The 21601-nt window shown below is 63.5% G+C and carries 20 protein-coding genes; 2 read left to right on the plus strand and 18 right to left on the minus strand.

Going from position 1 to position 21601, the window contains the following annotated elements:
• From TU75_RS06105 to TU75_RS06160, 12 genes are all read right to left on the minus strand, one after another.
• On the minus strand, window positions 1-2319 hold the full coding sequence (locus TU75_RS06105; protein ID WP_060548442.1) for an MMPL family transporter: 2319 nt from the start codon (window positions 2317-2319) through the stop codon (window positions 1-3).
• Window positions 2303-2986, minus strand: coding sequence for an outer membrane lipoprotein carrier protein LolA (locus tag TU75_RS06110; RefSeq protein ID WP_050557272.1), 684 nt, complete (start codon window positions 2984-2986; stop codon window positions 2303-2305). The genes TU75_RS06105 and TU75_RS06110 overlap by 17 nt, the downstream gene beginning before the upstream one ends.
• Entirely contained in the window at window positions 2983-3408 is a 426-nt protein-coding gene (locus TU75_RS06115) for an acyl-CoA thioesterase (protein WP_003237282.1), read from the minus strand. Before TU75_RS06115 ends, TU75_RS06110 begins: the two co-directional genes overlap by 4 nt.
• Entirely contained in the window at window positions 3401-4942 is a 1542-nt protein-coding gene (locus tag TU75_RS06120) for an HAL/PAL/TAL family ammonia-lyase (RefSeq protein ID WP_003237280.1), read from the minus strand. Before TU75_RS06120 ends, TU75_RS06115 begins: the two co-directional genes overlap by 8 nt.
• Window positions 4926-5861 (minus strand): lysophospholipid acyltransferase family protein, encoded by a 936-nt coding sequence (locus TU75_RS06125; protein ID WP_003237278.1) that lies wholly within the window; start codon window positions 5859-5861, stop codon window positions 4926-4928. The genes TU75_RS06120 and TU75_RS06125 overlap by 17 nt, the downstream gene beginning before the upstream one ends.
• Complete coding sequence (locus tag TU75_RS06130; RefSeq protein WP_003237275.1) at window positions 5858-6592, minus strand: glycosyltransferase family 2 protein; 735 nt, start codon at window positions 6590-6592, stop codon at window positions 5858-5860. Before TU75_RS06130 ends, TU75_RS06125 begins: the two co-directional genes overlap by 4 nt.
• Window positions 6593-6711: 119 nt before the next feature.
• Complete coding sequence (locus TU75_RS06135) at window positions 6712-8391, minus strand: acyl-CoA synthetase family protein (RefSeq protein WP_060548443.1); 1680 nt, start codon at window positions 8389-8391, stop codon at window positions 6712-6714.
• The gene (locus tag TU75_RS06140) at window positions 8388-8933 is read right to left on the minus strand and encodes a COG4648 family protein (protein ID WP_060548444.1); all 546 of its coding nucleotides are present in this window, start codon (window positions 8931-8933) and stop codon (window positions 8388-8390) included. The genes TU75_RS06135 and TU75_RS06140 overlap by 4 nt, the downstream gene beginning before the upstream one ends.
• Window positions 8930-9184: an acyl carrier protein gene (locus tag TU75_RS06145; RefSeq protein ID WP_060548445.1), complete on the minus strand. Its 255-nt coding sequence runs from the start codon at window positions 9182-9184 to the stop codon at window positions 8930-8932. The genes TU75_RS06140 and TU75_RS06145 overlap by 4 nt, the downstream gene beginning before the upstream one ends.
• Before the next feature lie 9 nt (window positions 9185-9193).
• Window positions 9194-9463 carry a phosphopantetheine-binding protein gene (locus tag TU75_RS06150; RefSeq protein ID WP_060548446.1) on the minus strand — a complete coding sequence of 90 codons (270 nt, stop codon included), beginning with the start codon at window positions 9461-9463 and terminating at the stop codon, window positions 9194-9196.
• Window positions 9441-10253, minus strand: coding sequence for a lysophospholipid acyltransferase family protein (locus TU75_RS06155; RefSeq protein ID WP_060548447.1), 813 nt, complete (start codon window positions 10251-10253; stop codon window positions 9441-9443). The genes TU75_RS06150 and TU75_RS06155 overlap by 23 nt, the downstream gene beginning before the upstream one ends.
• Window positions 10229-10951, minus strand: a complete 723-nt coding sequence (locus TU75_RS06160) for a beta-ketoacyl synthase chain length factor (protein WP_060548448.1) — start codon at window positions 10949-10951, stop codon at window positions 10229-10231. The genes TU75_RS06155 and TU75_RS06160 overlap by 25 nt, the downstream gene beginning before the upstream one ends.
• A gap of 316 nt (window positions 10952-11267) precedes the next feature.
• On the opposite strand from TU75_RS06160, the gene TU75_RS06165 reads away from it, so the two are divergent.
• Window positions 11268-12038, plus strand: coding sequence for a ParA family protein (locus tag TU75_RS06165; RefSeq protein ID WP_003237260.1), 771 nt, complete (start codon window positions 11268-11270; stop codon window positions 12036-12038).
• A 151-nt stretch (window positions 12039-12189) separates the two neighbouring features.
• Here TU75_RS06165 and trxC read toward each other — a convergent pair whose 3' ends face one another.
• The gene (gene trxC, locus TU75_RS06170; protein ID WP_060548449.1) at window positions 12190-12624 is read right to left on the minus strand and encodes a thioredoxin TrxC; all 435 of its coding nucleotides are present in this window, start codon (window positions 12622-12624) and stop codon (window positions 12190-12192) included.
• Window positions 12625-12757: 133 nt separating this feature from the next.
• Between trxC and TU75_RS06175 the strand changes: the two genes are divergently transcribed.
• Window positions 12758-13108: a helix-turn-helix domain-containing protein gene (locus tag TU75_RS06175; protein ID WP_060548450.1), complete on the plus strand. Its 351-nt coding sequence runs from the start codon at window positions 12758-12760 to the stop codon at window positions 13106-13108.
• Here the strand turns inward: TU75_RS06175 and TU75_RS06180 are convergent.
• From TU75_RS06180 to TU75_RS28475, 5 genes are all read right to left on the minus strand, one after another.
• The gene (locus TU75_RS06180) at window positions 13101-13667 is read right to left on the minus strand and encodes a GNAT family N-acetyltransferase (RefSeq protein ID WP_082630318.1); all 567 of its coding nucleotides are present in this window, start codon (window positions 13665-13667) and stop codon (window positions 13101-13103) included. The two genes, TU75_RS06175 and TU75_RS06180, sit on opposite strands and share 8 nt — an antisense overlap.
• A gap of 11 nt (window positions 13668-13678) precedes the next feature.
• Window positions 13679-15142 (minus strand): protein adenylyltransferase SelO, encoded by a 1464-nt coding sequence (selO, locus tag TU75_RS06185; protein ID WP_060548452.1) that lies wholly within the window; start codon window positions 15140-15142, stop codon window positions 13679-13681.
• Between the two features lie 48 nt (window positions 15143-15190).
• Window positions 15191-18574 carry a mechanosensitive channel MscK gene (gene mscK / locus TU75_RS06190; protein WP_060548453.1) on the minus strand — a complete coding sequence of 1128 codons (3384 nt, stop codon included), beginning with the start codon at window positions 18572-18574 and terminating at the stop codon, window positions 15191-15193.
• 50 nt (window positions 18575-18624) lie between these two features.
• Complete coding sequence (locus TU75_RS06195) at window positions 18625-20367, minus strand: potassium/proton antiporter (protein ID WP_003237249.1); 1743 nt, start codon at window positions 20365-20367, stop codon at window positions 18625-18627.
• Between the two features lie 360 nt (window positions 20368-20727).
• Complete coding sequence (locus TU75_RS28475) at window positions 20728-21600, minus strand: methyl-accepting chemotaxis protein (protein ID WP_414896186.1); 873 nt, start codon at window positions 21598-21600, stop codon at window positions 20728-20730.
• Window position 21601 lies beyond the last annotated feature (1 nt).

Below are 21601 nucleotides of genomic sequence, written 5' to 3' on the forward strand. Positions count from 1 at the left end.
TCATAAGGCGGGTTTGCGCGGCCCGGCCCAGGGCGCCAGCATAAAGCTGAATGCCAGGCCGAGGCTCACCGACAGGCCGAAATTACTCACCGCCGGCGTACTCGATACCGCCAGCAGACCGAACGACAACCAGGTCGTCAATGCCGCCAGTAACGTACCCAGCAGGCTGACCGCCGGACCGCCGATCTGCTCGCGCATCAGGATCGCATAGTCGACGCTGATGGCCGTAACCAGCAACAGGCCGAACAGGCTGAACAGGGTCAGCGGCTGGCCCAGCCAGCCCAGGCTGGACAGGCTGCACAGCGCAGCCAGCAACGGCAACGCGACGATGCGCACGGCACCGCCGAAGCCGAACGGCACCATCAGCAGCAACACGATCAGCCCACACGACAGTAATTTGAGCTCGGCGGCGCTGATTTGCGTGGCGGCGAACACGCGGTTCAAGTCGCCCAGGCGATCCACCAATTGCACACCGGGCAAATCCACGGCCTGTACCCGCAGCAGCGCGGGGTTGTTCAGACCCTGCAGGCTGACCATCGCCGCCACGCCGCCTTTCACCGGCCCCAGCCACAGCGTACGCCAGGGTTCGGCCAGCGGACCTGTGAGGGCGGCGTCGATATCTTCGGTGGGCAGTGCCTGCAACTGCGCCACTTCGGCTTGCAGGGCGCTGGCTGGCACGCCGAGGTCCACCAGCGGCTGCCAGTGTTGCGCCAGATTGCTCAGCGCATCGCGCAGTCGCTGCTGCTCGGCCGGCAGGTTGACCAGTTGGTTGAGCACCAGGTAACCCTGAAGCTTGTCCATATTCACCAGTTGCTCCAGACGCTGGCCCAGCGCGGCCTGACGCTCCAGCAACTGCTGTTGGTTGTCTGCGCGCACCAGAAAGAACTGGCTGGTGGGCTGAAAGCCGGTGATCCGTGCCACGGCCTGGGCTTCCTGCAGCAAGTGAGGCGGCGCGCCGATCCATTGGCGAATGTCGTTTTTGCTGTTCAGGTGCCACACACCGCCGGCGCAGAACAGCAGCACCAGCGCCAGCAACAGTGGGCTCGGCACGCGCTGGAGCAACGACTCGCGCAGCCGCCACAGGCCCTCGGCAACCCGCAGCGGCCACTGCGCCGGGCGTAATTCGACGCCCTTGAGCAGCGCTGGCAGCAGGCACACGGCGCACAGGTAAGCGCCCACCAGCCCTGCGGCGGAAAACACTGCAATCTGCGTCAGCGCCGGAAACGGTGTCCAGGCCAGCGCCAGATAACCGATGCAACTGGTCGCCAGGCTCAGGCTCAGCCCTGGCAAGGTCAGGCGCAACGCCGGCCAGCTCTGCCATGGCTTCAAACTCCAGCTTTTGGACAGGTAATGCAGCGGGTAATCCACCGCCACGCCGATCAGGCTGGAGCCCAGCACCAGGGTCATCACATGCACATGGCCGAACAGCGCCACACAGGCCACCGCCCCAAACAGCATGCCGACGATGACCGGCACGAAAGCCAGCAATACGCGCCAGCGGCGGAACGCCAATAGCAGCAACAGCAGAATGCCGACGGTCGCGCCGCCGCCGACCCAGGTGATTTCCCGCGTGGCTTGCTGCTGCCCATTGGCCGCATAGAGCAGGCCGCTGGCCGCGAGCAATTGCGCACCGTGCACGGCGGCCTCGGCGCGGCTGGCCTGGAGCAGGTCCGTCACTTGCAGCGGCAGGTGCATATCGAAGGCATTGCCGGTGGTGCGCGCACGCAGCAGCACCCAGCTTTTGCCGTCGGCATCGGCGATCAGCGCGCCGCTGCCGATGTCCAGCTGCACCGAACCCTGCTGCGGCTGGCTGTTCTGGATACGCCCGGTGAGGCCCAGCCAGTCATCCTGGCTCGGCACCAGGCTGAAGCCGGTGAAGGGGTCGAACAGTGATTGCACGCGCTGTTGGATAAACGCCTCGGGATGCTCGATGAGCTGCTCGCGGTCCTTGGCCGCGAGCATCGCCAGTCGGCCGCGCAGCAGTTGCTCGCGCAGTGCCGGCAGGTCGGCTTGCAGGTTCCATTGCACTTTTTCAAACAGCCCGCTGGCCTGCCAGCGCTCGCCCAGCTGTTGCGCCACGGCCACCGCCTGCTGGCGGTCGGCATGCCCCACCAGCACCAGCATCTCGCGGTTAAGCGGCTCTTGCATGCGTTGTTCGGCTTGCTGTTCCAGCGCATCCGGCGCACTGCCCGGCACCAGTTCCATCAGATTGGCCGAAAGCGGCGCGCCCTGGCGCCACTGCCAGCCGGCCAGCGCCAGCACGGCCACCAGCAGAATCAGGAACAGGCGCGGCAGCAGGCGCTCACTGGGCAAAGTCATGTTGCTCCGCGTCGGTCAGGGGCAGGCCCGCGGTGCTGTCCCGCAGGCGCAGCACGGTGCTGTCGCCCTGGGTCTCCTGCAGTTCGATGGTGTGTACCAGCGCGCCGCCCTCAATGTTGATTTGGTTGAACACCTGCTTGAGCAGCAGCGAGCGTGGAATCAAGGTCAGCGCCCACTGCGTGGACTCACCTTGCAGCTGCAGCTCGAAGTCACGCTGCAAGCCGCTGCTGTCGCCCTGCAACACGGCGAGAAACAGACGGTTCTGCTCAGCCCCGGCGCTCTTGTTCGGCAGCCATTGCCAGCCGTTGCCTTCACGCCGGGCGATGCCCTGGGCGCTGATGCGGTAGTCCTGTTGCAGCGGGGTTTTCAGCAGCCAGAGCAGGCCGTGGTCCTTGGCGAGCACGAAGGTGCCCTTGCTGACCAGGGGTTGGGGCAGGGCGCGCAGGTGTTTTTCCTGGGTGAAGCTGCCGTGGATCACGGAGGGCTTGGCCAGTTGATCGCTGAGTTGTTGCAGGTCGAAAGCGTGGGCGCTGAAGCTCAGCAACAACCCGATCAATGTGGCAGCGGGCTTGCCCGCGAAGAACCTGAGGACGCTGCGCAGTGCCAGGCGGATCGCATTCTCGTTGACGATTTTCGCGGGCAGGCCCGCTGCCACAGGAGATCTCATTTCAAGGCCCTCTCGACGGCGTCGGTGAAGACTGTGGGGGAGGCCAGTTGCATCTCGCGGCTGGCGATTTCCACCGCTACCTGCACGGTGCTGGCGCGGGTCATACGTTCGCCGCTGGCGAGGTCGGTGATCAGGTAGTTGATCTTCAAGCGGTTCTCCCACTCCACCAGGCTGGCGCGCACGTTGATGGTCTGGCCGAACACCGCGCCGCGCACGTAGCGCAGTTGCATGTCGATCACCGGCCAGGCGTAGCCGGCTTCGCGCATAGCGTTGTAGTTGTGGCCAATTTTGTCGAGCAAGGCGCAGCGCGCGACTTCCAGGTATTTGACGTAATGGCCGTGCCATACCACGTGCAGAGTGTCGACGTCGAAAAACGGCACGAGGATTTCAGTGTCGCAGTGCAACACGCCGGGGCTACGCATGCAGCCTCCAGTGTTGCGCGGCGATGCGTTGCAGGCACAGGCGCAACTCGCCTTCCAGGGCACGGTCTTCGATCACGGGCGGGAAGTCTTTGGCCAGCTCGACGTGCATGGCGGCCAGGGCCGGCGGCAGGGGGCGCGCATCCTCGGCCCGAGCACGAAGCCACACCCCCTGGTTGGCGGCCAGCAGGGCGGCGGCGGCCACTTGCTCGGTCAGTTCCAGCACGCGGATCGCGTCGCGGGCGGCGATGGTGCCCATGCTCACCTTGTCCTGGTTATGGCACTCGGTGGAACGTGAGAACACGCTCGCCGGCATGGTGTTTTTCAGCGCTTCGGCGGTCCAGGCGCTGGTGCCGATCTGCACGGCCTTGAAGCCATGGTTGATCATCGCGCGGTCGGCCGGCGCGCCGGACAGGTTGCTCGGCAGTCCGTGGTTGTAACGCACGTCCACCAGCAACGCGAGCTGCCGGTCGAGCAGGTCGGCGACGTTGGCCACCAGGGTCTTGAGGCTGTCCATGGCAAAGGCAATATGCCCGCCGTAGAAGTGCCCGCCGTGCAGCACGCGTTCCTGCTCGGCGTCGATGATCGGGTTGTCATTGGCGCTGTTCAGCTCGATCTCGATGAATGAGCGCAGCCAGTTCAGGCTGTCGGCCAATACGCCGAGCACATGGGGCGCGCAGCGCAGCGAGTAGCGGTCCTGCAGGCGATGCAATGGCGCGGTCGGCGCGTCGATGGCCAAATCCTTGCGCAGCCAGGCGGCGACCTGCATCTGCCCCGGGTGCGGCTTGGCGGCGAACAGGCGTTCGTCGAAGTGTTCCGGGTTGCCTTGCAGGGCCACCACGTTGAGAGCGGTGATACGTGTGGCCAGCTGCAGCAGGTAGTCGGCGCGGGCGAAGGCCAGACAGGCGAGGCCGGTCATCACGGCGGTGCCGTTCATCAAGGCCAGGGCTTCCTTGGGGCGTAGCACCAGTGGCGTCCAACCCAGCTCGCGGTGCACGTCGGCGGCCGGGCGCCGTTCGCCCTGGAACAACACCTCGCGCTCACCGGACAAGGTAGCCGCCACATAGGACAGCGGCGTCAGGTCACCGCTGGCGCCCACCGAGCCTTCCTCGGGGATCAGCGGCAGCACATCGTGTTCAAGGAAGGCATGCAGACGCTCCAGCAGCTCCACGCGCACGCCGGACACGCCGTGGCACAGCGACTGCAAACGCGCTGCCAGCACTGCGCGCGTAGCCTGGGCGTCGAGCAGTTTGCCCAGCCCGCAGCCGTGGAAGGTGTACAGGTGACGCGGCAGCGCCTCGACGTGCTGCAACGGCACCGCCACCACGCAGGAGTCGCCGTAGCCGGTGGTCACGCCGTAGATCACGCCTTCCTTGTCCAGCAGCGAATCGAGGAACTGCGCGCCCTTGGCAATGCGCTGGCGATAGGCTGCATCGTCCTGCAACCGCGTGGGTGCCTGACGGTTGGCCAGGGCCAGCACGTCTTCGATGCGCAGGGGGCGTTCGCCAAAGGTGACCGGCTCAGGATGCGGGATCATGGGTCTTCCAGAAGGGGTAAAAGTTGAACCATTGTTGGGGCGCCTGCAGGCAGAACTCGCCCAGGCGTGCGGCGTAACGCGCGGTCCACAGGGCGATCACCTGTTCGCGGGTGCTGCGCTTCCATTCGATCCGTTGCGCGAAGGGCTCGATGGTCAGGCGATAGCGGCCCTGGTGCTTGAGGCACATCAGCAGATTGACCCGGCATTGGAGCAGGCCGGCCAGCAACCACGGGCCTTGGGGGAACGCGGCGGCATGCCCGAGAAAGTCCACGCGCACCGTGCGCCCGCCATGCAGCGGCACGCGGTCGCCGGCAATCGCCAGCCATTCGCCGTCGTCCAGGCGCTGGCTCAGCAGCAGCATGGTGGCCGGGTCCAGCTCGCTGACCTGGATCAGGCGCAAGTGGGTCGCGCCAGCCTCGCCCAGCAGGCGATTGAAGTGTTCGGCGTGCTTGGTGTGCACCAGCACGTTCATGGTCACCTGTTCGCCGATCTCCGCCAGCGCGCGGCATACCTCGAGATTGCCCAGGTGCGCACCCACCAGCATCTGCCCGCGTTCGCCGCGCAATTGCCCGCGCAGTTGCGCCGGGTCATTGATTTCGATCTGTTCCAGACGCAGCTTGCCGTTCCACACGTCGAGCTTGTCTAGCAGGGAGTCGGCGAAGGCCATGAACTGGCCGAAAACCTTGCGCCGGGTGGGGCGCAACTCATCGCGTCCGCTCCACTGCGCCAGGCGCTGCTGGTATTGCCATGCGCTCTGGCGTGCGGTGCGGCCGAACAGGAAAAAGTAGAACACGATGCTGTACAGCAACGGGCTAAGCAGGCGCCGGCCGAGCACCCTGGCAGCGACGGCGGTGAATTTCATCAGCCAGAAGCTGCCGCGTTCTTCGCGGTCGGCCCAGTGTTTGGTGTTGTCGGTCATGCCTGCCACCGTCGCCACAGGATCATCGGCGCGCGTACCAGCATGCCGAAGAACAGCCGGGTATGCATGGCGCTGATGCGCAGGTTGTCGTGGAACAGGCGAAAGTGCGACAAGCCGTCGGCGGGGTAATGCACCTGGGTCGGCAGCCAGCGCATCGGCTGGTTGCGCCAGGCCAGGCGTACAAGGATGTCCGAATCGAAATCCATGCGCGTGCCGATGTAGGCAGAGTCCATCAGCGCCAGCACCGGTGCCAGCGGGTACACGCGAAAACCGCACATCGAGTCGCGGATCTGCAGCGACAGGGTGTTGATCCACACCCAGACGTGGGTGAGGTAGCGCGCGTAGAGGCGGCCCTTGGGCACGCTGTCGTCGTATTCGGGGTAGCCGCAGATGAGTGCGTCGGGGTGCCGGCGCGAGGTGTCGATAAAGGTTTCGACCTCACGCAGATCATGCTGGCCGTCGGCGTCGACTTGCAGCGCATGGCTGTAGCCCAGGCGCGCGGCCTCGCGGAAACCGGCCATGACCGCGCCGCCCTTGCCGAGGTTGTGGGGCAGGCTGATCAGGGTGACGTGTTCCAGGGTTGCCAGTTGCACCAGCACCGTCGCGCAGGCCGGGCTGCTGCCGTCGTCCACCAGCAGGCAGGGCAGGCCGCTGGCGAGCAGGCTACGGACCACGGCGGGCACGGCGGCTTCGTGGTTGTAGACGGGGATCAGGGCGCAGGGGTTATGCATGATGGGCGGCACCTGAGGGACCGAGTCGTCCGCATCGCAGGCAAGCCAGCGCCCACATTGTGAAGTGTGAACCCAGGCCAATGTGGGAGCGGGCTTGCCCGCGATTGAGCGCGAAGCGCTCACCCGGCTGATGCATGTGCAGCCTCCAACTGAATCCTGCCGCTGGAGCAGGCGGTGTCGTCATTGCGATAGGCGAAGTACAGCTTGCTGCGCTGCGGGTCAAAGCGCAGATGCAGTTCGAGGGTATCGCCAGGGCGCACCAGTTGCTGGAACTTGAGCACTTCCATGCCGGCAAACCGGGTCGGCACGGCCATCAGTTGCTGGCCCAGATTGAATGCCCACTCCACCTGCACCACGCCTGGCAGCACGGGCGTGACCGGGAAGTGACCGCTGAAATAGGCGAGGTCCGGCGGGATGCTCAGTTGCAGCGTCCATTCGCCATTGGCTTCGACCTGCTCCAGTACCTCGGGCGCTTTGGGCCGTGGCGCCAGCAATAGCGCATCTATCTCGGCCTGGGGCAGCTTGCCCTGGCTGTTGAGCGGCAACTGACGCAGCAGGCGCCAACGCCGTGGCAAGGCGAGGGCTTCGCAATGCTGGCTCAACTGTTGGCGCAGGGTTTGGGTCACCGTGCGTCGGCCTTGATTGCGCAGGGCATGCAGGCCTTCGGCGCTCAGCACCACCAGGGCGCCCAGGGAGGCGCGGTTTTCCTGGACCACGCCCAGGCGGTTTTCGGTGACCCAGGGATGAGCCATCAGCGCCTGTTCGAGCATGGGCAGGGAGATGCGTTTTTCTTCCAGCTTGACGATGCGGTCCAGGCGGCCCAGCAGTTCGAAGCGGCCATCGGCATGGATGCGTGCGGCGTCGGCGGTGTGCTCGATATGCCCGGCAGGCAAATAAGGCGAGGCGATACGCAGCGCGCCGTCGGCATCCTGGCTCAGCGCAACGCCGGCAAAGGGCTGCCAGGGTTGTGCGCCCTGGCGCCAGGCGATGCCACCGGTTTCCGAGCTGCCGAGGATTTCCGTCGGCCATTGCCCCAGGCGATCGTACAGGCTGCCGGCGGCCTCGACGGGCAACGCGCCGCCGGAGGAAAACACTCGCGACACCTGGCTCAGCGCCGGCCAATCGAGGTTGTCGCCCATGCGCTTGAGCAGCGCGGGGCTGGCGACCCAGGCGAACCTAGGATGCTCGCGGCTGGCGCGCTGCAGGTCTTCGGAAAACGCCAGTTGGGTGCGACCAAAGCGGCGTCCGGCGCACAGCGGCCACAGCACGCGGAACAGCAGGCCGTAGATATGTTGAGTGGCGACGCTGCCGATGATGCAGGCGTCCTTGAGGTCGGCGCCCCACAGGGCTTCCAGCGCGTCGACTTCGTTGGCCAACTGGCGCAGGGTCTTGTCGATGCGCTTGGGTTCACCGCTGGAGCCGGAGGTGCACAGGCTCAGTTGGCAGGCGTCCAGGTCGAGGGCGGCGCCGGGCAGGGGCGCCTGGTACAGCGCGTCCAGGTCCGAAGCCTGGGTTAGCCAAGCGTCAACGGATTCATCCCAGCGTTGGCGCGTGTGCGGCTGCAGGTCGGCGGGCAGCAGCACGCTCACGCCGGCGCGCCAGGCGCCCAGCAGGGCAATCGCCAGCACGCCGGCGTCTTCCAGGTGCACCGCCAGGCGGCGGATACCGCGCGCCTGCAGGCCTGCCGCCAGGCTCAAGGCGTGCGTCCACAACTGGGCATGGTTCATCGCAGGCGCGGTGGTGACCAGGCGCAGCTCCAGCGGCTCAAGCAGCAGGTGCTCAAGTTTCAAACCTTTCATAGGCGGCCTCGAACCCTTTGTCGTATCAGCCATTCCACGGCAAACAACAGCCCCATCAGCCCGTAGGCGATGAACCCGTTGTACAACGTCCACCAGCTCAGCGGCGCCCACAAGGTGAGGGCAGCGGCGAGCAGGCCGTTACACAGAAAAAACACGCTCCACACCACGGTGACCTGGCGCGTGTACGCAACCACTTTGGGCGCCAGCACAGGCTCGGTGATGCGCGCAATGCGCTCGACCATCGGCGGGCCGTATTTGAGGCTCAGGCCGAACAGGGCCAGCATGAACGCACTGACCAGGCTTGGGTACCAGCGCAGCAGGTAGGGGTTGTCGAACCAGGCCAGTAACAGGCAGAAGAGGATCACGGCCAGCGCCATCCAGCGGCTGCCGGTGCTTCGCGCGCCGGCAAGGGCGCGCAACAGCCACAGGCTGCCCAGCAGCAGGCCGAACTGCCACGGGGCAAAGTGCTCGGTGCCGTAGTACACCGCAAAGGGGTACAGCAGCCCCGCCAGCAACAGGCCAAGGCCGATCAATCGGCTCATGCGACAGGCTGGACCAGGCGGTACACCGCCTCAACCACGTCGTTGACGGTGCGCACTGCCTTGAATTCCTCGGCGGCGATCTTCTTGCCGGTCTGGCGTTTGATATGGTCGATCAGGTCCACGGCATCGATGCTGTCGATTTCCAGGTCCTGATACAGGTTGGCGTCGAGGGTGACGCGCTCCGGCGTCAGTTCAAACAGTTCCACCATTGCATCGCGCAGGGTGTTGAAAATATCGTCACGAGTTTGCATGGTCCGGTCTCAAGCTGCCTGTCTGGCTGTGACGAACGCCGCGAGGCAGGCCACGTTGGTGAAGTGGTTGCGGGTGTCCTTGGCGTCGGCATCGATCTTGATGCCGTAGGTTTTCTGGATCGCCAGGCCCAATTCCAGGGCGTCGACCGAGTCCAGGCCCAGGCCTTCGCCGAACAGGGTCTGTTCGCTGTCAATGTCATCGACGCTGATGTCTTCCAGGCCCAGGGCCTCGATGATCAGCATCTTTATGTCGCGCTCAAGGCGTTGTTTGTCGCTCATCTTCGGCGAGCTCCTTAATGAAATAGTGGTGCAGGTAATCGTTGAGCTTGCGCGAGGCCTGAGGCGCTGGCCCCAGTGAGGCGAACGCCTGTGGTTCTATATCGGCACCCACACGCAAACTGAAGTGAAATCGACGTTTGGGAATGCGATACCAGGGTTCGGCCTTGGTCAGGGTGGTGGGGCTGACCTTGATCACCACGGGCGTGATGACCGATGCGCCCCGCAGCGCGATGGCGGCGGCGCCGCGATGAAAGGACGGCGGCGCGCCGGGCGTGGTGCGGGTGCCTTCGGGAAAGATGATCAGGGTCTGGCCGGCGCGCAGGGCGTCGGCGGCGGCATCGAGCATGTCAGCGCTGCCGTCGTTGCTGAGGTAGCCGGCATCGCGCACAGGGCCACGGGTGAACGGGTTTTGAAACAGGCTGCGTTTGATCACGCAGTTGGTCTGGCGCATCAGGCCGATCAGAAACACCACGTCGATCAGCGACGGGTGGTTGGCGACGATCATTTGGCCGGGGCGTCCGAGCTGTTCCGCGCCTTCGACGCTATAGGTCAGCACGCCGACGCGCTGCATCAGGCGAATGAAGAACCAGAACAGCCGGCTGATGGTGTGGCGGGCGCGGCGCTGGTGTCGCGCCGCGCCGCCGGGCAGGCAACTGAGCAGCGGAAACACCAGCAGACGCAGACACAGGCCGCCCAGGCCGAACAGGAAAAAGCTCGCGGCGGTGGCGAACAGGCGCCAGTAGTAGGCGTCCCGGGGTTTGGCGTTCACAGCTTGCGTTGCCAATTCCATACTCGGTTCTTCCAGGCATGTTGGCAGGCGCCCTGTTCAGTGAGCAGGGTGCGCAGCAGGTTCAGCGCGTGGGGCCACTGGGCGACAGTCGAGGGTTGGACAGTGCTGCCGGTGAGTTCCAGCTGCCACTCGTCGCCGGGTGTAAGCAGCAGACCGAGGGCATAGGGGAACGGTACGTCGTGGATCCAGCCGGCATAGGCAGCGGGCGGCTGTTCTTCGGTGATCACCAGCAACACCGCCGGCGCGCCTTCGTTGAGCAGCGCGGCGGCTTCGAGTACGCCGTGTTCGAGGCCATCGCCGGCGGCGGCGAGGGCGGTCATTTCGCTGGTCTCGTTGCGCAGGATCGACCACAGCCCCACCACCGCATTGTGCACTGACAGACTGAACTGGGTGGGCGACAGGGGCGCTTCATTGGCCAGGTCACTAAGGATGTCGAGGGTGCGAGGGGTTTCGCCATGCCGGGAAATAAACACCAGCGGCATGTCCGGCAGGCCCTCGGCCAGCGGCCAGCCCACGCTGAACGCCATGCGCGCCAGGCGGCTGAGGCGTCGACGCTGCATGGCCGGTAAAAATGATACGTCAGGGGAGGCTTCGCTGGCGGGCAGCAACACCGGGGCCCGGCACCAGGCGTGCCAGTCGTCCGCGCTGTCGAGACCTGGAGCCCAGGCGCGCCATTGGGCGATGCTGAAGTTGATCACTGAGAAGTTATCCCGCCCCTGCGGGCTTCCATGTGCCACCGATGCCCCGGTTTTCCGGGACGGCGAAGGGCCGAATGGCGCGCATTATCCCGGTGCTGCGGGGTTCTAGCAAACATTGGTAAATAATTGTTCACGATTTATTGAACTTTGCCTGGGAAGGGTTACGGATTGTGCTTGACCGCCGACAGGAATGGGTTGTCGGACTTTTCCTTTTTTAGCGTATGGGGCTGGCCTCCAATGCGTTGATCAACGAGGTAGCGAACAGTCGCTTTTGCCCTCTACACTCGGGCATTCATTGATACCCGGAGGTTTTCCCATGCGGCGTGTGGTGTTCAATCAAAAAGGCGGGGTCGGCAAGTCCAGCATCGCCTGCAACCTGGCGGCGGTCAGCGCCAGCGAAGGCTATCGAACGCTGTTGGTCGACCTCGATGCACAAGCCAACTCTACCCAGTACCTCACCGGGCTGACCGGCAACGATATCCCCATGGGGATCGCCGATTTTTTCAAGCAAACCCTGTCTTCCGGGCCGTTTTCCAAGAAGAACAAGGTGGATATCTACGAAACGCCGTTCGACAACCTGCATGTGATTACCGCAACGCCGGAACTGGCCGACCTGCAACCGAAGCTGGAGGCCAAGCACAAGATCAACAAACTGCGAAAGTTGCTGGACGAGTTGAGCGAAGATTACGACCGCATCTACCTCGACACGCCGCCGGCTCTGAACTTTTATGCGGTGTCGGCGCTGATCGCCGCCGATCGTGTATTGATCCCCTTTGACTGTGACAGTTTTTCGCGCCAGGCCCTCTACGGTCTGCTGGCGGAAATCGAAGAGTTGAAGGAAGACCACAATGAAAGCCTCGAAGTGGAAGGCATCGTGGTCAACCAGTTTCAGGCCCGGGCGAGCCTGCCGCAGCAGATGCTGGACGAGTTGATCGCCGAAGGGCTGCCGGTGCTGCCGGTGTACCTGGCCAGTTCGGTGCGTATGCGCGAGTCGCATCAGGAGAGCAAACCGCTGATTCACCTGGACCCACGGCACAAGCTGACGCAGCAGTTTGTGCAGTTGCATAACTTGCTTGAGAGCACTTGAGTTTTAAGTGCGCTGCACAACCCTGTGGGAGCTGGCTTGCCTGCGATGGCATCACCTGGGTTTAGCTGAAAGACCGAGTCGCCTGCATCGCAGGCAAGCCAGCTCCCACACAAGCCAGCTCCCACACAAGCAGCTCCACTCTCAACCGGGTTTACACCCCCTGGCTTCGCAACCAGCTCATCAACTGCGGCAATGGAAACGCTCCACTCTGGCGCGCCACTTCCCGGCCATTCCTGAACAGGATCAAACTCGGAATCGACCGAATCCCCAGCTGCGCCGACAGTTGCTGGTTCGCTTCACTGTCCAGCTTGGCCAGCCGGCATTTGCCCTCGAGCTGCCCGGCCGCCTGTTCGAACACCGGCGCAAACGATTTGCACGGCCCACACCACTCGGCCCACACATCCACCAGCAAAGGCAAGTCGCCCTTGATCTGGCTGGCGTAATCGCCCTGTTTCAGTTCAAACGGCTTTTTCAGCAACACCGGCTGTTTGCAGCGCCCGCATTTTGGTGCATCGCTCAGGCGTTCACTGGGGATGCGGTTGAGGCCATTGCAATGAGGGCAGGGGATTACAAGCGGTTCGGACATGGTGGGCTCCTCGGATTTGGCCAATGCGTTCAATCTGGAGCCGGACGGTCGGTTTATCAAGCCTCTACAAGAAGTGACAACCCATGAACGACGATCTAAAACTCGCGATTGACACTGGCCCTTTGTTTCATCGCTGCTGACCAAGCCCCAAAACGAACGCGACTATGACGGCTTGGTGAAAGCGCTCGATGATTTACTCGATATTGTGGGCGAAAGCGAAGCTCACCCGCTGAAAGGGCTGCTGGATATCATGGCTGACTGGATCGAAGGCTACGATCATGAGCATCGCCCAATGCCCGTCGCCAGCGGGGTCGACGTGTTGCGCTCGATGATGCGAGAGCGTGGCCTGAGACCCGGCGATCTTTCGGGCATTGGCACCCAGGCCGTCGTCGCTGAAATCGTCGACGGCAAACGCCAGCTCAACCTGCGGCAGATCCGCTGGCTGGCGGAGCATTTTGGCGTGTCGGTGGAAACTTTTATCTAGATGCGCCTTTGAATACATACACACAGGTGTCGTCCACCACCCCTGCCTTATCGACCCGCGCATTGGACAGCACCGCCTCGCATTCGAACCCGCACCGCTCTGCCACCTTGATGCTGCGGGTGTTGCGGCGGGCGGTGGTGAGGTCGATTCGTTTGGCGTTGAAGAACTCGACGGCAAGGTCGCGCACCAGGGCGCAGGCTTCGCTCGCGTAGCCTTTGCCCATGCTGTCGGTGCCGATCCAGTAGCCGATTTCCAGGTGAGGGATGCGCAGGTCGCGGATAAACAGGCTGATGCAGCCGACCAGTGCGTCGGAACTGTTTTCGATAATCAGGAACTTGTATTCGTTCTGATCGGCGTTGAAGTTATCCACAGCCGTTTGCAGGTTGGCGCGGGCATCTTCCAGGCTGTTGCGGCCTTTTGCCCACACCAGAAAGTCGGTGTGGGGTTGGGTGAAGTCCTGGATCAGCCGGTGCATCTGTGCTGCTTTGTCGATTGTCGGCGCGGCAAGCTGTAAATGGGTGCTGCGTAACAGTGCTGCTGGTATGTCGGAAAACCTCACGATCCGTCTCCTTACGACGAACAACTAATCTCCAAATGCTTGCCCCAATCCGGCGGGCGCTGTGCGTACTGCTCCATCCCCGCCTGTTCTTCGAACGGTTTGGTCAGCACCTCATGCAACCGTCTTACCTCGCTGTAATCCCCCGCCTCGGCGGCGGCGATGGCGTTTTGTGCGAGGTAGTTGCGCAGGATGTACAGCGGGTTGACCGCGTGCATCCGTACACGGCGCTGTTCTTCGCTGTATTCGCCATCCCGCGCAACGCGGGCTTTGTACAGGTCGGCCCAGGCATCAAAGCCGGCCATGTCGACAAAATCATCGCGCAAGCGCGCCACGGCCAGTGTCGCCGACTCATCCCCCAGACGGCGGAAGAACAACGTGTAGTCCACGCCACTGTTCTGCATCAGCGCGAGCAGCCGCTCCACCAGTTTCTGGTCCTCATCTTCGGCGGTGGTCAGCCCCAGTCTGCGGCGCATCAGGTCCAGGTAGTGGGCCTGGTACAGCGGCAGGTACAGGCCCAAGGCCTCTTTCAAGGCATCCACGCTGATAAACGGCGTGAGCGCCTGGGCCAGCGCGCTGAGGTTCCATTGGCCGATGGGCACCTGATTGCTGAAGGAGTAGCGCCCTTCGTGATCGGAGTGGTTGCAGATGAAGTGCGCATCAAAATCGTCGAGAAACGCGAACGGGCCAAAGTCGAAGGTAATGCCGAGGATCGACATGTTGTCGGTGTTCATCACGCCATGGCAGAAGCCGTATGCCTGCCACTTGGCGATCATCTCGGCGTTGCGTTCGACGATTTCGCGGAACATGGCCAGGTACGGCTCGGGCTGCTCGCGGCATTCGGGGTAGTGCAGGTTGAGTACGTGTTCGGCCAGTTGGGCCTGCTGCTCGGTTTTTTTGGTGTAGTAGAAATACTCGAAATGCCCGAAGCGGATATGGCTGGGCGCCAGGCGTAACACCATCGCGCCGCGCTCCTGTTTCTCGCGCCACACCGGCGTGCTGGAGCCGATCACGCACAATGCGCGGCTGCTGGGGATGCCCAGGGCATGCAGGGCTTCGGAGGCGAGGAACTCGCGAATCGAGGAGCGCAGCACGGCGCGACCATCGCCCATGCGCGAGTAAGGCGTCATGCCGGCGCCCTTCAAGTGCAGGTCCCAGTGCTCGCCGGCCGCGTTATACACCTCGCCCAGCAGCAGCCCGCGACCATCACCCAATTGCGGGCTGTAGCCGCCGAACTGATGCCCCGAATAGACCATCGCCCGGGGTTCTGCTTCTTCCCACAGCTTATGGCCGCTGAACAGTTCGGCAAACACCGGGGTTTGCGCCACGGCCGGGTCAAGGTCGAGCAATGCCAGGGCGGCATCGCTCGCCACCACGAGGCGTGGTTCGTCGAGGGGCTCTGGCAGCACGTGGGTTGAGAACGCATCGCCCAGGCGTGCGAAGCGGTTGTCGAAGGTCAGTTCGTCGAGGGCTTTCACCGGCCATCTCCAGCAGAATGTCCGAGCATTCTGCTGGGGAAGGGCGATTTAGTCGAGTTTGCTGGGCGGCGGTTCCGGTGCGTCCACCACGTTGGCGGCAGGCGGCTCGGGTACTTCAGGCTCTGGAATCGGGCCAGCGAGGGTCTTGCGCTCGTCTTCCACCGGGACCAGTTTGTATTCCTGGCCGTGCATGTTTTTCAGGTACACCTCCATCTGGCGGAACGAGATGTTGATGTGCTGCTTTTTGAATTCGCTGTTGATATAGCGGTTGACCTCGTCCAGCACCGGGTTGCGGTCGCCCAGGTCGCGCACGTGCATGCGCAGCTCGTGGTCGAGGGTGCTTTCGCCGAAGTTGAGGAAATACACGTGGGGCTCCGGGTCTTTCAACACCCGTGGGTTTTCCCGCGCGGCCTTGAGCAGCAATTCCCTCACCAGATCCAGATCGGAGCCATAGTCCACACCCAGTTTCAAGGTGACACGGGTGATGGTGTCGGTCAGCGACCAGTTGATCAGTTGCCCGGTGATGAAGGTTTTGTTCGGGACGATGATGTCCTTGCGGTCGAAGTCGGTGATGGTAGTGGCGCGGATGCGGATCTTGCTCACCGTGCCCGACAGGTTGCCGATGGTGATGGTGTCGCCAATGCGCACCGGACGCTCGAACAGAATCATGATGCCGGAGATGAAGTTGGCGAAGATTTCCTGCATCCCGAAGCCGATACCCAGCGACAGCGCCGCGACCAGCCACTGCAACTTGTCCCAGCTCACGCCGAGGGTGGCCAGGGTGGACACAATACCGAAACCGGCAATCACGTAGGACAGCAGGGTGGTGATGGCGTAGGCGCTGCCCTGGGCCAGCTCCAGCTTGGACAGCACCAGCACTTCGAGCAGGCCGGGCAGGTTACGCGCCAGGGCAAAGGTGATGCCGACAATGATCAGCGCGCCGAGCAGGTCGCCAATGCTGATGGGCACCATGCTGATATTGGCGCCGGTGCCGCTGGTGTATTCGTAGAGCGTGACGTTGTCGAGGTAGGAAAATACCGAAATCAGGTCCGACCACACCCAGTACAACGCGGCGATAAAGCCACCCAGCAGGGCCAGGCGGATCAGGCGCAGGGACTGTTCGTTGACCTTCTCGATGTCCAGGGTTGGCTCTTCAACCACCGCTTCGCCTTCACCAGCTTCCTTGGCGGCCTGGCGTTTGGCCAGGGCCCGCGCATACGCCAGGCGCCGCGCGGCGACGCTGAGCCAGCGCACGAACGTGGCTTCGATCACCAGCCACAGCATCAGCAGGTACAGGGTGTTGATCAAACGGTCGCTGAGTTTGAGCGCGGTGTAGTAGTAGCCGAAGCACACCGCGACAAACAGCGCGACGGGCAGGGCGGTGAACAGAATGCCCGCAGCCTTGCGAAACAGTGAAGCTTTCTCGTGGGTCGGGCTGTTGAGCAGCAGACGGCTCAGCAGCCAGGCCATCAAGGCGTAGCAGGTGAGTACCACGGCGATGCCCAGCACGTCGTCTGCCAGCGCCGCCGGTTGGTGTTCGGCAATCGCCACCACGGCCACCAGGGCCAGCACCACCAGCCCGAGCTTGCGTACCCAGCCCTGCAGGAATTGGACCTGGGGTTTCTCCCAGCGAAAGTGCAGTTCGGCCACACCGCCCGGGGCGAGGATGCGATAGGCGGTATAGAACACCAGCCATGCCTGGGCGAGCTGCAGCAGAGCCGAGCCCAGGTTGGCGTTTTGCCCACGGGCGTCGATCTGCAGCGCATACCCACACAGCGCCAGGCCCAGGGACACCGGCATTGCCAGCAGGATATTGATCAGAAGGGCCTGCGGCGTGTGCCATTGGCTGTCGCGCTTGAAGTGGCCGATGTCCAGGTGGACCCGGTTCAAACGGTGGTACAGCGCCTTGCGCCGCCACAGCAGTGCGCCGATCAACAGCAGCAAGGGCAGAAACAGCAGCGGGCGTTGAGTCAGGCCGTCATACAGTTCGCTGACGCTGGAAGCCCACGGCAGCGTGGTGACCTGCTTGCTCAGGTGCGCCGGCACGGTTTCCAGCCACTCGGCGTCCAGCGGCTTGTTGCTGGGGATCCAGAACATCTGCTCATCGAGCGTGGCGCGCAGGGTGGTGGCGGTGCTCAGCAGTTGTTTCTGGTTCAGTTGCAGGGTGATGGATTCGTTGAGCAGTGCGCTCAGCTCGCGGCTCAGGCGTTCGAGCAGGTCGCTGCGGGTGACCGCCAGTTCCAGCAGGGTGCGCCGCAGTTGCGGGGTGACATCGTCCGGCGGCTGGTTGGCCAGCAGGTTATCCACATAGGCACTGGGCGAACTGATCAACTCGCGCTGCTGGTTGACCTCGAACTGGTACAGGCGAATGTTGGCGATATCGTCGGCCAGGTCACGGTCCACGGTAAGGTGGGGCAGGGCCTGTTTCTGTTTATAGAGAATCTTGGAGAGCAGCAGGCTGCCCTTGAGCACGTTGATCTGCTCGTCCAGCGCCGAATCGCTTTGGGTGACGGTGTCCAGTTGCTGCTTGGTCTGCAGGTTTTTCTGCGTCAGGTCGTTGAGGCGGTCGGTACTTTTGAGCAGGTAGTCGGAGAGCTTGAGGTTCTCGGCACTTTCGGTCGCGAGGATGCTGCTGCCACCGGCTTTCTGCGCTTCGATGGACTGTTGGGTCACCGTCTGTTGCGACTGGGCCAGGCGTTTCTGGTTGATCAGGGTTTGCAGGTCCTGGATTTCCTGTTCCAGGCGTGCGGTTTTTTCCTGGATCAGGTCGTGCTGGCTGTTGCCCAGGTCCTGCAACTGGCTGTTGCCGGCCAGTTCCTGGCGGCGCAGCGGGATCAGCGCATTCAGGGCGGCGAGTTCGGCGTTCAGTTGGTTGCGCTGGTCGGCGTTGATCGCCTTGCCGTTATCCTTGCCGGTCTTGAGGATCGAATTGATCTGCAGAATGCGCGTCTGGCTGCTGCTGATTTCGGTCTGGGCGCGTTCCGGGCGGGTCTGGGCGGCGATGGTCAGGCTGTTGGCATCGGCCAGCGCCTTTTGCAGATCACCTTGTTGCGTGGTGCGTTGCACCAGCAACTGTTCGAGCTGCGACACGGGCTGGTTGGCGTAGCGTTGGGCCACGGGGATCGGTTTGGTGGCCTTGAGGCGCGCCAGTTCGCGCTGATTGTCGATCGTCTCGCGCGGCGCTTCGGCCAGCTGGCGCTTGAGGTCGGCGAGGCGTTGCTCGTAATCCTGCCGATTGCCCAGGTAGGTCAGGGTCTGTTGCAGGATGCCCTGCAACGCCTTCATGTCGGCGTCGGGCAGCTTGCGGTCGGGCAGCTTGTCCAGGGTTTGCTGGATGGCATCGGCGCTGGGCGGTTCGGCAGCGTTGACGGTGCCGACACAAAGGGTCAGGCCCAGCAGGGCGGAAGCGAGAAAAGTGCGCAGGGTTGGCATAGAGACCGGTCGTGCTAGGTGGAGAATCGGGGGCGTCGTGGCCCCGCAGTTTAGAGGAAGAGTCCGGGACCCGGGCGACTTCCTTCGGGGAATTTGACGCCGACTTTTCCGATTCTGTTCCCGTCCATGACCGCGACCGTCCACAAGGTGTTGTTCCACTCCACCTGGTCGCCCACCACTGGCGCGCCGCCGACTTTCTGCGTAATGAAGCGGCTGAGCGGCATGTCCGGGTCGATGCCGTCGAGCTTGAGCCCGTACAGCGCCGAGACCGCGCCCAGCTGGGCGTCGCCTTCAAGAACGAAGTCGCCGAAGAAGCGCAGGTCGAGGCCGCGTTGCGGCGCCTGGCTGAACAGTTTGCCGAGGGCCGGCAGGTTGTGTTCGTGGCCGATCACGCAGAGCAGATCGCCCACTTCCAGCACCGTACTACCCGACGGATGGAGCAGTTGCTGGCCACGGAACAGCGCGGCAATCCGTGTGCCCTCGGGCATTTTCAGCTCACGCAGGGCCGCGCCGATGCACCATTTTTCCGCGCCCAGGCGGTAGACGAAGAGCTCCCATTCGCTGGTGACGTGTACTTCCAGGGCGGCGCGGGAGATGGGCGCGGGGTCTGGCGGAACCGTGACTTTGAGCAGCTTGGCCACCCACGGCAGGCTCGTGCCCTGCACCAGCAGCGAGACCAGCACGATAAAGAATGCCAGGTTGAAATACAGCTGCGCATGGGGCAGGCCAGCCATCAGCGGAAACACCGCGAGGATGATCGGCACCGCGCCGCGCAGGCCGACCCAGGCGATAAAGGCTTTTTCGCGGCCATGGAAGGCCTTGAACGGCAGCAGGCCGACCATCACCGACAGCGGCCGCGCAAACAGGATCATCCACAGCGCCAGCCCCAGCGCGGGCAACGCGATAGGCAGCAAATCATGGGGCGTGACCAACAGGCCCAGTACCAGGAACATGCCGATCTGTGCCAGCCAGGCCATGCCGTCGAGCATATGCAAAATGCCATGACGGCTGCGCACCGGTCGGTTGCCGATCACCAGGCCGCACAGGTAAACGGCGAGGAAGCCACTGCCGTGCAGGGCGTTGGTCAGGGCGAACACGAACAGGCCGCCGGCGATCACCAGGATCGGATACAGGCCCGCCGCCAGGTTGATGCGGTTGACCATCTGCAGCATCAGCCAGCCGCCGCCCAGGCCGATGATGCCGCCGATGCCGAACTCGCGCACCAGGTGCGTCAGCAGGCTCCAGTGCAGGCCGGTCTGGCCGCTGGCGAGCATGTCGATCAGGGTGACCGTGAGAAACACCGCCATCGGGTCGTTACTGCCGGATTCGATTTCCAGGCTGGCGGTGACCCGCTCGTTCAGGCCCTTGCCGCCCAGCAGCGAAAACACGGCTGCGGCGTCGGTGGAGCCGACAATCGCGCCGATCAGCAGGCCTTGAATGATATTGAGGTCGAACAGCCAGGCCGCCGCCATGCCAGTGAGGCCAGTAGTGATCAGCACCCCCACCGTGGCCAGCGACAAGGCCGGCCACAGCGCCACGCGAAAACTCGCCACCCGCGTGCGCAGGCCGCCGTCGAGCAGGATCACGGCAAGGGCGAGGTTGCCCACCAGGTAGGCGGTCGGGTAGTTATCGAAGATGATGCCGCCGCCGTCGACGCCGGCGACCATGCCCACGGCCAGGATGATCACCAGAATCGGGATGCCCAGGCGGGACGAAAGAGAACTCACCAGAATGCTCGCACTCACCAGCAACGCGCCGATCAAGAACAGGCTGTTGATGGTTGTCGCATTCAAAGGCAGTTACTCCGTGAGCAAATAGGACAGGGCGCAAACTGACCATGCAGTCTGCGTGCCAGGGATTCTAACCTGTTGAATTGCTGCGCTGTCAAAAAGCTTCTTCTGATTCGCGCAGAGCAAATGGGGGAGTGGGCTTGCTCCCGATGGCCGTGTGTCGGTATCAAATGTATCGACTAACTGCTTCAGGAAACCAATGTCCCCGTGGCAAGCCCTGATGCCAGTCAGGCAAGCCCGCTCCCACAGGGGTTTTCGTCGCTTTGAGCATTGCGTCCGCTTGACTGAACGGCATTAGGGCAAGCCCGCTCGCTACCGTTCGAAGACCTTGAAGGCCCCACATTTTTGAACCGGTGCAGCCCGTCAGAGGCGGAAGCGGCCGACCATCCCGTTCAGATCCACCGCCAGGCGCGACAACTCGCTGCTGGCCGCGCTGGTCTGGCTGGCGCCGGTCGCCGATTGCACCGACAGGTCACGGATATTCACCAGGTTGCGGTCCACTTCCCGCGCCACCTGAGCCTGTTCTTCAGCGGCGCTGGCGATCACCAGGTTGCGCTCGTTGATCTCCACAATCGCCGTGTTGATGGTGTCGAGCGACAGCCCCGCCCCTTTGGCGATGCTTAATGTCGATTCGGCGCGTTCGGTGCTGTTGCGCATCGAATCCACCGCGTGTTCGGTGCCGGACTGAATGCTGCCGATCATGCGTTCGATCTCGCTGGTCGATTGCTGGGTACGATGGGCCAGCGCCCGCACTTCGTCGGCCACCACGGCAAAGCCACGCCCGGCTTCTCCGGCCCGCGCGGCTTCAATCGCCGCGTTCAGGGCCAACAGGTTGGTCTGGTCGGCGAGGCCGCGGATCACGTCGAGTACCTTGCCAATATCGCGGGACTCATTGGCCAGTTCACCGATCAGGGTGGCGGTGGCTTGCACATCACCGCTCATGCGCTCGATGGCGCTGACGGTTTCCTGCACCAGGTCGCGGCCGTCACCGGCGGAGGTGGTGGCGTTGCGTGACGCTTCGGAGGTGCTGACGGCATTGCGCGCGACTTCTTCCACGGCGCTGGTCATCTCGTTGACGGCCGTGGCGGCCTGTTCGATTTCGTTGTTCTGCCGGGTCAGGCCACGGGCGCTTTCGTCGGTCACCACGTTCAGCTCTTCGGCGGCTGACGCAAGTTGGGTGGCGGAGCCGGAAATACGTTGCAGCGTGTCGCGCAGTTTTTCCTGCATCTTGGCCATG

This window comes from Pseudomonas poae, assembly GCF_001439785.1.
GTDB classification, from domain to species: Bacteria; Pseudomonadota; Gammaproteobacteria; order Pseudomonadales; family Pseudomonadaceae; genus Aquipseudomonas; species Aquipseudomonas poae.

Bases quoted from the DNA above. Each gene is read 5' to 3' on its own strand.
- TU75_RS06165 (WP_003237260.1), top strand. From the start codon at position 11,268: ATGCGGCGTGTGGTGTTCAATCAAAAAGGCGGGGTCGGCAAGTCCAGC.
- mscK (WP_060548453.1), bottom strand. From the start codon at position 18,574: ATGCCAACCCTGCGCACTTTTCTCGCTTCCGCCCTGCTGGGCCTGACC.
- trxC (WP_060548449.1), bottom strand. From the start codon at position 12,624: ATGTCCGAACCGCTTGTAATCCCCTGCCCTCATTGCAATGGCCTCAAC.
- TU75_RS28475 (WP_414896186.1), bottom strand. From the start codon at position 21,600: ATGGCCAAGATGCAGGAAAAACTGCGCGACACGCTGCAACGTATTTCC.
- TU75_RS06110 (WP_050557272.1), bottom strand. From the start codon at position 2,986: ATGAGATCTCCTGTGGCAGCGGGCCTGCCCGCGAAAATCGTCAACGAG.
- TU75_RS06120 (WP_003237280.1), bottom strand. From the start codon at position 4,942: ATGATCCCGCATCCTGAGCCGGTCACCTTTGGCGAACGCCCCCTGCGC.
- TU75_RS06130 (WP_003237275.1), bottom strand. From the start codon at position 6,592: ATGCATAACCCCTGCGCCCTGATCCCCGTCTACAACCACGAAGCCGCC.
- TU75_RS06125 (WP_003237278.1), bottom strand. From the start codon at position 5,861: ATGACCGACAACACCAAACACTGGGCCGACCGCGAAGAACGCGGCAGC.
- TU75_RS06140 (WP_060548444.1), bottom strand. From the start codon at position 8,933: ATGAGCCGATTGATCGGCCTTGGCCTGTTGCTGGCGGGGCTGCTGTAC.
- TU75_RS06135 (WP_060548443.1), bottom strand. From the start codon at position 8,391: ATGAAAGGTTTGAAACTTGAGCACCTGCTGCTTGAGCCGCTGGAGCTG.
- TU75_RS06155 (WP_060548447.1), bottom strand. From the start codon at position 10,253: ATGGAATTGGCAACGCAAGCTGTGAACGCCAAACCCCGGGACGCCTAC.
- TU75_RS06105 (WP_060548442.1), bottom strand. From the start codon at position 2,319: ATGACTTTGCCCAGTGAGCGCCTGCTGCCGCGCCTGTTCCTGATTCTG.
- TU75_RS06145 (WP_060548445.1), bottom strand. From the start codon at position 9,184: ATGCAAACTCGTGACGATATTTTCAACACCCTGCGCGATGCAATGGTG.
- TU75_RS06115 (WP_003237282.1), bottom strand. From the start codon at position 3,408: ATGCGTAGCCCCGGCGTGTTGCACTGCGACACTGAAATCCTCGTGCCG.
- TU75_RS06150 (WP_060548446.1), bottom strand. From the start codon at position 9,463: ATGAGCGACAAACAACGCCTTGAGCGCGACATAAAGATGCTGATCATC.